Annotated in this window: 6 protein-coding genes; 1 reads left to right on the top strand and 5 read right to left on the bottom strand. The window is 69.5% G+C overall.

All coding sequences use genetic code 11. The features are described 5' to 3' along the window. Nucleotides 1-466: 466 nt before the first annotated feature. Nucleotides 467-2,884 carry a DEAD/DEAH box helicase gene (locus tag GA0115259_RS23750; RefSeq protein WP_093600807.1) on the top strand — a complete coding sequence of 806 codons (2,418 nt, stop codon included), beginning with the start codon at nucleotides 467-469 and terminating at the stop codon, nucleotides 2,882-2,884. A gap of 1,293 nt (nucleotides 2,885-4,177) precedes the next feature. On the opposite strand, the gene GA0115259_RS23740 is transcribed toward GA0115259_RS23750, so the two are convergent. From GA0115259_RS23740 to GA0115259_RS23720, 5 genes are all read right to left on the bottom strand, one after another. Then, nucleotides 4,178-4,564, bottom strand: coding sequence for a restriction endonuclease (locus tag GA0115259_RS23740; RefSeq protein ID WP_093600805.1), 387 nt, complete (start codon nucleotides 4,562-4,564; stop codon nucleotides 4,178-4,180). Further along, nucleotides 4,561-4,749 carry a hypothetical protein gene (locus tag GA0115259_RS23735; RefSeq protein ID WP_093600803.1) on the bottom strand — a complete coding sequence of 63 codons (189 nt, stop codon included), beginning with the start codon at nucleotides 4,747-4,749 and terminating at the stop codon, nucleotides 4,561-4,563. Before GA0115259_RS23735 ends, GA0115259_RS23740 begins: the two co-directional genes overlap by 4 nt. Nucleotides 4,750-4,844: 95 nt before the next feature. Beyond that, a complete protein-coding gene (locus tag GA0115259_RS23730) occupies nucleotides 4,845-5,693 on the bottom strand; it encodes a helix-turn-helix domain-containing protein (RefSeq protein ID WP_093600801.1) in 849 nt (282 codons plus the stop codon). 16 nt (nucleotides 5,694-5,709) lie between these two features. Beyond that, nucleotides 5,710-6,255: a DUF6879 family protein gene (locus GA0115259_RS23725; protein WP_093600798.1), complete on the bottom strand. Its 546-nt coding sequence runs from the start codon at nucleotides 6,253-6,255 to the stop codon at nucleotides 5,710-5,712. Beyond that, nucleotides 6,212-6,490, bottom strand: coding sequence for a hypothetical protein (locus GA0115259_RS23720; protein ID WP_093600809.1), 279 nt, complete (start codon nucleotides 6,488-6,490; stop codon nucleotides 6,212-6,214). The genes GA0115259_RS23725 and GA0115259_RS23720 overlap by 44 nt, the downstream gene beginning before the upstream one ends. Nucleotides 6,491-6,787: the final 297 nt, after the last annotated feature.

Raw genomic sequence — 6,787 nt, 5'->3', positions numbered from 1 at the left:
GAATTCAAAAGGCGGGACAATTCGCGCAAGCGCGAATTGTGGGCAGCCGCGCAAGCGCGGTTGCCTGGGCTGGCAGCAAGAGGAGGTGCATCACGTGCGGGCCTGTGTAGAGCTTGGGAATCCCAGCCACCACCCCCGCAACGGAAGTGACGGACCATCGGCCTGACGGGGTGCCGACCCGCCGCAGTGACGGGCTCCGCTGCGCTCCACCCGAACCCCTCCCCCACCCTCGAAACCGGCCGCTCACGTTCACCAATACCCGGCCAGCATACCGCATGAACCGTGCGCATGGGGCGAGATTCGGCCAAATATCAGCCTCCAGGGGGAAGCTGCCGCATGGATGATGCATCACGGACCCTGACTGTGTAGAGTCTGGGACCAGAAACCACCACCCCGGCCCGCTACTGACCGCGCCGGACTCTCATTCTGATTACGCGCCGCATTCCGCGAAAAGGAGAACAAGGGAATGGCCTTGAAACTGCGTGAACACCAGATTGAGGCCGTAGCCGCCATCGTGCGCGGCCTCGATATCCCGCCGGGCGGCATTCCCTGGAATGGCTTGCGCGGGCAGGTGCACGCCGCGTGCGGAACGGGAAAGACCATCATCGCGGCGGCCTCCGCGAAAAGGATTGTGCCCAAGGGCCGCATTCTCGTGGTGGTGCCGACACTGGATCTCCTGGCGCAGACGGTGAAGGCGTGGAGCGGGGCCGGGCACAAGGGGCCGGCGGTCATGGTGTGCTCGCCGCTGGATGATCCGGAGCTGTGGCATCTGGGGGTGCGGTGCACCACCAACCCCGTGCAGCTGGCGCTGTGGCACGGGACGGGGCCGGTGACCATCTACGCCACCTACGCGTCGCTGGGCGTGCTCGTGGAGGCGTTCGAGGGCGCCTACGGTCAGAAGCTCGCCCCGGTGGACCTGGCGGTGGTCGATGAGGCGCACCGGACCAGTGGGTCGATGGGTAAGGCGTGGGCGGACATCCACGACCAGGAGAAGATCCCGGCGCACCGCCGGCTGTACCTGACGGCGACGCCCCGGATCTGGCAGGAGCGGCCCCCGCACTGGGAGGTCGCCGAAGGGGTGCGGGACGCGCTGCCGCAGGAGATGGCGGCCTCCATGGATGACGAGGCCGTGTTCGGGCCGGTGCTCTACAAGCTGTCGCTCGCGTCGGCGGTGTCGCGGAAGCTGCTGGCGCGGTACCAGATCATCGTCCTAGAGCTCCAGGACCCGGTCGTCACGCCCGAACGGCTGATGGGCGAGGAGCGGCACACCGAGGAGGTCCGCGGGCAGCGCCTCGGGGCGCTCCAGGCCGCGCTGCTGCACACGATGGAGCAGCACAACCTTCAGACCTGCATCACCTTCCACCACCGGACCATAGAGGCCGCGGCGTATGCGGAGGGCCTGGAGCGGGTGGCCAAGCGGCTGCACGCCGACCAGCCGGAGAAGTACCCGGCGGAGATCTGGGCGGACTGGCTGTGCGGCGAGCACGTCCCGGAGCGCCGGCGGGACGTGCTGGGCAAGTTCGGCTCCACCGCCCGGCGGGCGGTGCTCTCGAACTGTCGCGTCTTGGGGGAGGGCGTGGACATCCGGGCTGTGGACTCGGTGGCCCTGCTGGACCCGAAGGGCGCGCCGCACGACATCGTGCAGGCGATCGGCCGTGCGCTGCGTCAGAAGCCCGGGGAGGGAAAGCTCGCCTCTTTGATCGTGCCGGTATTTCTCCAGCCTGATGAATCGCCGGAGGATATGTTCACCTCCGGTTCGTACCGGCCTTTGGTGAAAGTTCTTGAGGGTCTGCGGGCTCACGATGAAGAGGCCGTGGAATTGCTGGCGATCCCGCAGGAGCCTCAGAAGGACGTCGCGCAGCCCTCCGAATACATCGGTGCCGCGCCCGGCGATAACGAGGAAGAAACCCGTTTACTGCTCCGTTTTGCGGCTCCGCGTGATCCGGTGATGGTCGCGGACTGGGTCAGCTTCAACGTGATCGACACGGAGCGGCAGGACTGGGCGAGGGGCTGGGCGAAGCTCAAGGAGTTCACGGAGCGTGAGGGCCACGCACTGGTGCCGTACGAGCACAAGGAGGGCGCGTTCCCGCTGGGGACCTGGGTCGCGGAGCAGCGGCGGGCGTACGGGGCCGGGCAGATGACTGGCAGGCGGGCGCAGCGGCTGGAGAAGCTGGGCATGGCCTGGTCGGCGGCTGATGCGCGGTTCCAGGAGAACCTGGCGGCGGCCCGGGTGTACTACCAGGAGCACTGGACGCTGTGCGCCCCTCGGTCGGCGGCGGCACTCGACAAGCCGGTAGGGCAATGGTTGAGCAATTTGCGTCGTCCGGGTGCGCTGGCTGAACACCCGGAGTGGGAGGCCGCGTTGGAGGCCGTGGACGAGGACTGGAACCCGGAGTGGCCGGCGGAGTGGCAGCGGCACTTCGCCACGCTGCGCGAGCTGGTGCGCGATGAGGAAGGCCCGGCGGAGGTCCTGCCCGGCTTCACGGTCCACGGGATGGACGTGGGGAAGTGGCTGGCGCGGCAGCGGAAGCCCGAGGTGTGGGCGGCACTGGCCGACGGGCAGCGCGAGCGCCTGGAGGCCGTCGGCGTCACCCCGCTCGCCGCGTCCCCGACCCCGGTGGAGCAGGCCGCGCCGACGGAGCCGTCCACGGCGCCCGTGAGCGCCTTCGAGAGGGGCGTTGCGGCCCTGGCGCAGTACAAGGCCCGCACGGGCTCTGTGACGGTCCCCAGGGCCCACGTAGAGGCGTTGCCGGACGGGACGGAGGTCAAGCTCGGGGTGTTCCTCAGCAACAGCAAGAGCCGCCGGGCCAAGCTGACCGTCGACAAGCTCGCCGCGTTGGCCGGCCTCGGGCTGGAGTGGGCGGCCACGGAAGGAGCGGCGTGATGAGCGCGAGCGACCAGGAGACCGCGGAGCAGCGGGTGCAGGACGCCGTGCGACGGCATGCCCGCACCAGGGCCTTCGCGGAGGCGGAGGGCGTCATCTTGGCCGTACTGTCCGACCCGGGGGGTGCAGGAGGCGTGGGCCCGGGTGGAGGCGGCGGAGACGGAGCTGGGCATGGAGCTGGGCGCCCGTCTCCAGGCGTTCCAGGACCGCTACGACCAGGCCGTGGCGGAGGGCGACGGGGCCCGACTCACCGGGGCTTGTGCGGGCTATGCCAGCCCACCAAGCCCAGGGCCGGTGACGGCCTCCTCGAACGACGGACGGGGCGCGAAGGCGTCAAAGACCAGGCCCGGCCGCCTTGCGGCCAAGACAACCCGCAGGTGTTACGGGGGGCATGTATACGGACACATGGCCGAATGGTCCGTCTTGTTGCCCTGGTTTCCGCCCAGGACCATCCGAATGACAAAGTCGCTGGATCGCCAGAACCTACCAGCAAGGTCATCCGGATTAACTGGAAGGAACACCGAAGATGCCCAGGATCATGCCCCGCACCATGGCAACTCTTTTGGGGGCTTTGACTTTCGCAGGCACCTGTCTCGTGTTGCCTGCACAGGCCGATGCTGCCGACACGTGCGGGACTGTGAGGCCGACCGTGAGAAACTCCGCCGGCCAAATCGGCGGCGAAGTGCAGGCAACCGTGTGCTTAAGGTCCGGCAGCGGTGGCACCGAATACTTGAACGACAACTACAACAACTACGTCCTAGATCACCAGGCGGATGGTGTTGCGGCACGCGTCTACTTCGGTGCCGACGGCATCAACTACGGACCCTGGGGCGTCGATGACACCTCCACTTCCGGACCGACCTACATCTCTGGCTGGGAGAGTCAGGGGACGAACAACCCGTCAGTCCGGGTATGGGTCTGCCTTGGCACAGCCAGTCCGGGGGCGAGCGGGGCCCGCTGCTCTTCCTCGACGGTGTCCGGCTAGTCACCACTGCGTGTGCAGGCTGTAGCGGTACGGACGACTCAATGTCCGCGAGGCCGCCACGGACGATCCCCGCAGGTGATCGCGGCAATGTCGGTGCAGCTCATGCGGCCGGGCCTTGTCTTGTCCGACCCTGGTGTGCAGGACCCCTGGGCGCGCTGGGCGGCCCCGGGGTCCGTCGCTGCCCGGCCAGTGGCACCGCACCCCAGGCTCTACACGCATGTGAGGGCGATGACCCGGGGGGGCTGAGCTGCGGCATCGCACTGGTGTGCGTGTAGGCCCTGGGATCTTGGGGCCCTACCCCTGCCGAACTACGGGGCGGCCGGGGCGTGTTCGGTGAGGCGGTCCAGGCGCGTGTAGAGGGCCTGTACGAGGCGGGCGCGGTTCTGGACGCAGCGGGCGGTGCCTTCCAGTGGTGTGGACAGGCGCCTGTCGGTTTCGCGGAGGATGACTTCGGCGAGGGCGCCGCGGCCATCGTTCTTGGACAGGGCAGCGGCGTGGCGGCGTACGTCGGCGGCGATCGCGCGGGCGTGCCCGGTGAGCTGGAGGGCGATCTGCTCGTAGTCGCGGGGCGCGAGGTCCGGGGTTTTCCATGCGAGGGCGGCGATGACGAGGGCCTCGTGGGGGGCGCGGTCCAGAGGGAGTTCGGCCTCGATCAGGCCGCGCGGGTCGTAGAGCACGGCGTGGGTGTCGCTCATCGTGCGCCCGCCGCGTCGTCGTCCTGGTCGTGGTCACCGGTGTCGGCGTCCGGGGCCTGGACGGCAACGAAGCGTGCGTAGCCGCGGCTGGCGCGGGCGAGCAGCGCTGAGGAGGGCCGGCCGAAGGCGGACGGCTGGAGGCCGGGGCCTTGTGGTGCGGGGCGGGTGGGTGTGGGTGCGCTCATGGGCACCGCCTCCGTGTGCTGGGTGCGTCGGTGTCGGCCGACGCTACGGAAGCGCCCGCTCCGTCCTCAACGAAATTGCGGGAAATTGCGGAAGTTCACTCCAGGGCGTCGATCGCGGCCTGGATGAGGACGCGGGCGGCGTCGCCGTACACGGCCATCTCCGCAAGTGCGGCGAACGCCTTCGCGTAGTCGGCGACTTCGCGCGGCTGCGTCACCTTGATCTCCGCCGTCAGGGTCTCCACCACGGCCGTGGTGTCGTCGTGGACGTAGAAGGCTTCCAGGGGCCACACGGTGCGCTGCGCGGTGAACGGGATGATGCCGAGCGAGACGGAGGCGAGCGGCATCACCGCCAGGAGGTGACGGAGCTGCCCGCGCATCGCTTCGGGGTCGGCGGTGCGGTAGCGCAGGACGGACTCCTCGAGGAGGACGACGTAGCGGTGGCCGCCCTCGTAGAGGAAGCGGGAGCGGGCGACGCGGGCGGCGACGGCTTCGGTGACGTCGTCGGGGGTGCCCTGGAAGCGGGTGATCTGCTCCATGAGGGCGGTCGCGAACGCCGGGGTCTGGAGGAAGCCGGGGGGCACGTTGGAGACGTAGACCCGGCAGTGGCGGGTCTGCTCGTGCAGGGCGTACCAGTCCTCCTGGACCTGGCGCATGCCGTTGCGGTGCAGGCGGCGCCACTCCATGTACATCGAGTCGACCGCGCGGGCGGTGGCGATGAGGTCGTCGGCCTGGTCGTCCGCGCCGCACGCCGCGCACCAGGTCCGGATGTCCGCGTCCGAGGGCAGGACCGCGCCCTTCTGGATGCGTGTGGTCTTCGCGGGGTGCCAGCCGCACCGGGCGGAGAGGTCCTTCCCGGTGAGGCCGGCGTCCTTGCGCAGGTGCGTGAGCCGCACAGCGAGCGCCTCACGGGCTGCTTGGGCGTTGGACGATGGAGAGGCGGTCATGGGGCTGCTCAGGGGCCTAGACGGTGTACTTCTCGTGCGGGACGCTGCGCTCCCAGACCGTCTCGAACGCTGTGGTGCACAGCGCGACGGCGGCCGGCGCCGTGGTGCGTTCCTTGCCGTCCGTCGCCCAGTCGCCGGTGCCGGTGAAGTGGTGGAACTGCACAACACGTTCGTCCAGGAGCCAGAAGTCGTTGCCGGGCAGCGGGATGTCGGAGGCGCGGCGGCGGGGCAGCCAGCGCACGTCCTCTCCGGCCTGGAGGTTGAGGGGGGTGATGGCGTGCTCGTAGCGGATGTAGTCGGTGACCGGCTCGGAGACGATCCGGGCGCGGCGCATCACCACGCCGCGGGCGACCGCGCCCTGGACGAGCGGCATCCACTGGGGCCAGAACGAGCGGGCCGGGTCGAGGTTCGGGACGCCGGTCTGGAGGAAGGCGGCGTAGTCGTCGGCTTCGTCGCCGACGGCGTACAGGTCGCGCATCTCGAGGTGGACCGCTGTGTGGTGGGTGTCGGCGAGCAGCTCAGCGAACGTCGCGGTGTTCAGCTGCTGCGCGTTCAGCGGCATTGCACGCCTCCCTCAGAATCGGCACCATGCGGGCCGGGATGCGGATCACCCGTTCGTGCGCGGGGGTCCCCGTCTTGTGGCCGGCTACCCACTCGGTGGAGCCGACCAGGGTCTTGAGGAGTTCGTCGGCTTCCTCGCCCTGGACGACCAGGTCCGCGCTCTCCTCTTCCACCCAGACCGTCGGTGATCCCTCGCCGCCGGTGTTGGGGTCGATCCCGACGAACCGTAACGTCATGGCGGTCTCCCCTGTTGAGCTGGTTGCGGATAGTTGCGCACCGACAGTCCCGCGCCGGTGTGGCGGCGGTCAAGGGCCCGGGAGGGCGGCTCCTTGTTCTCCGGCGAGGACAAGGAGCCGCCGACGGCTTCCTCGCCCCCTGAGGGGGACTCCGGGCCTGGCGGTGTCCCGCTGCACAGACCGTCGTTCGCAGGGCATGACCACTCGTAAGGCAGTCACAGCGCTGGCCGTCACCGCGACGGCGATCGGAACCGGACTCGCGGCAGCCGGCTCCGCGGCGGCCGGCGGGGGCGGGGG

The sequence above is a fragment of the Streptomyces sp. MnatMP-M17 genome, assembly GCF_900091995.1.
Taxonomy (GTDB): Bacteria; Actinomycetota; Actinomycetes; order Streptomycetales; family Streptomycetaceae; genus Streptomyces.
Note: the sequence above shows the minus strand (reverse complement) of the source record. Positions and strands in the feature narration are given on the sequence as shown.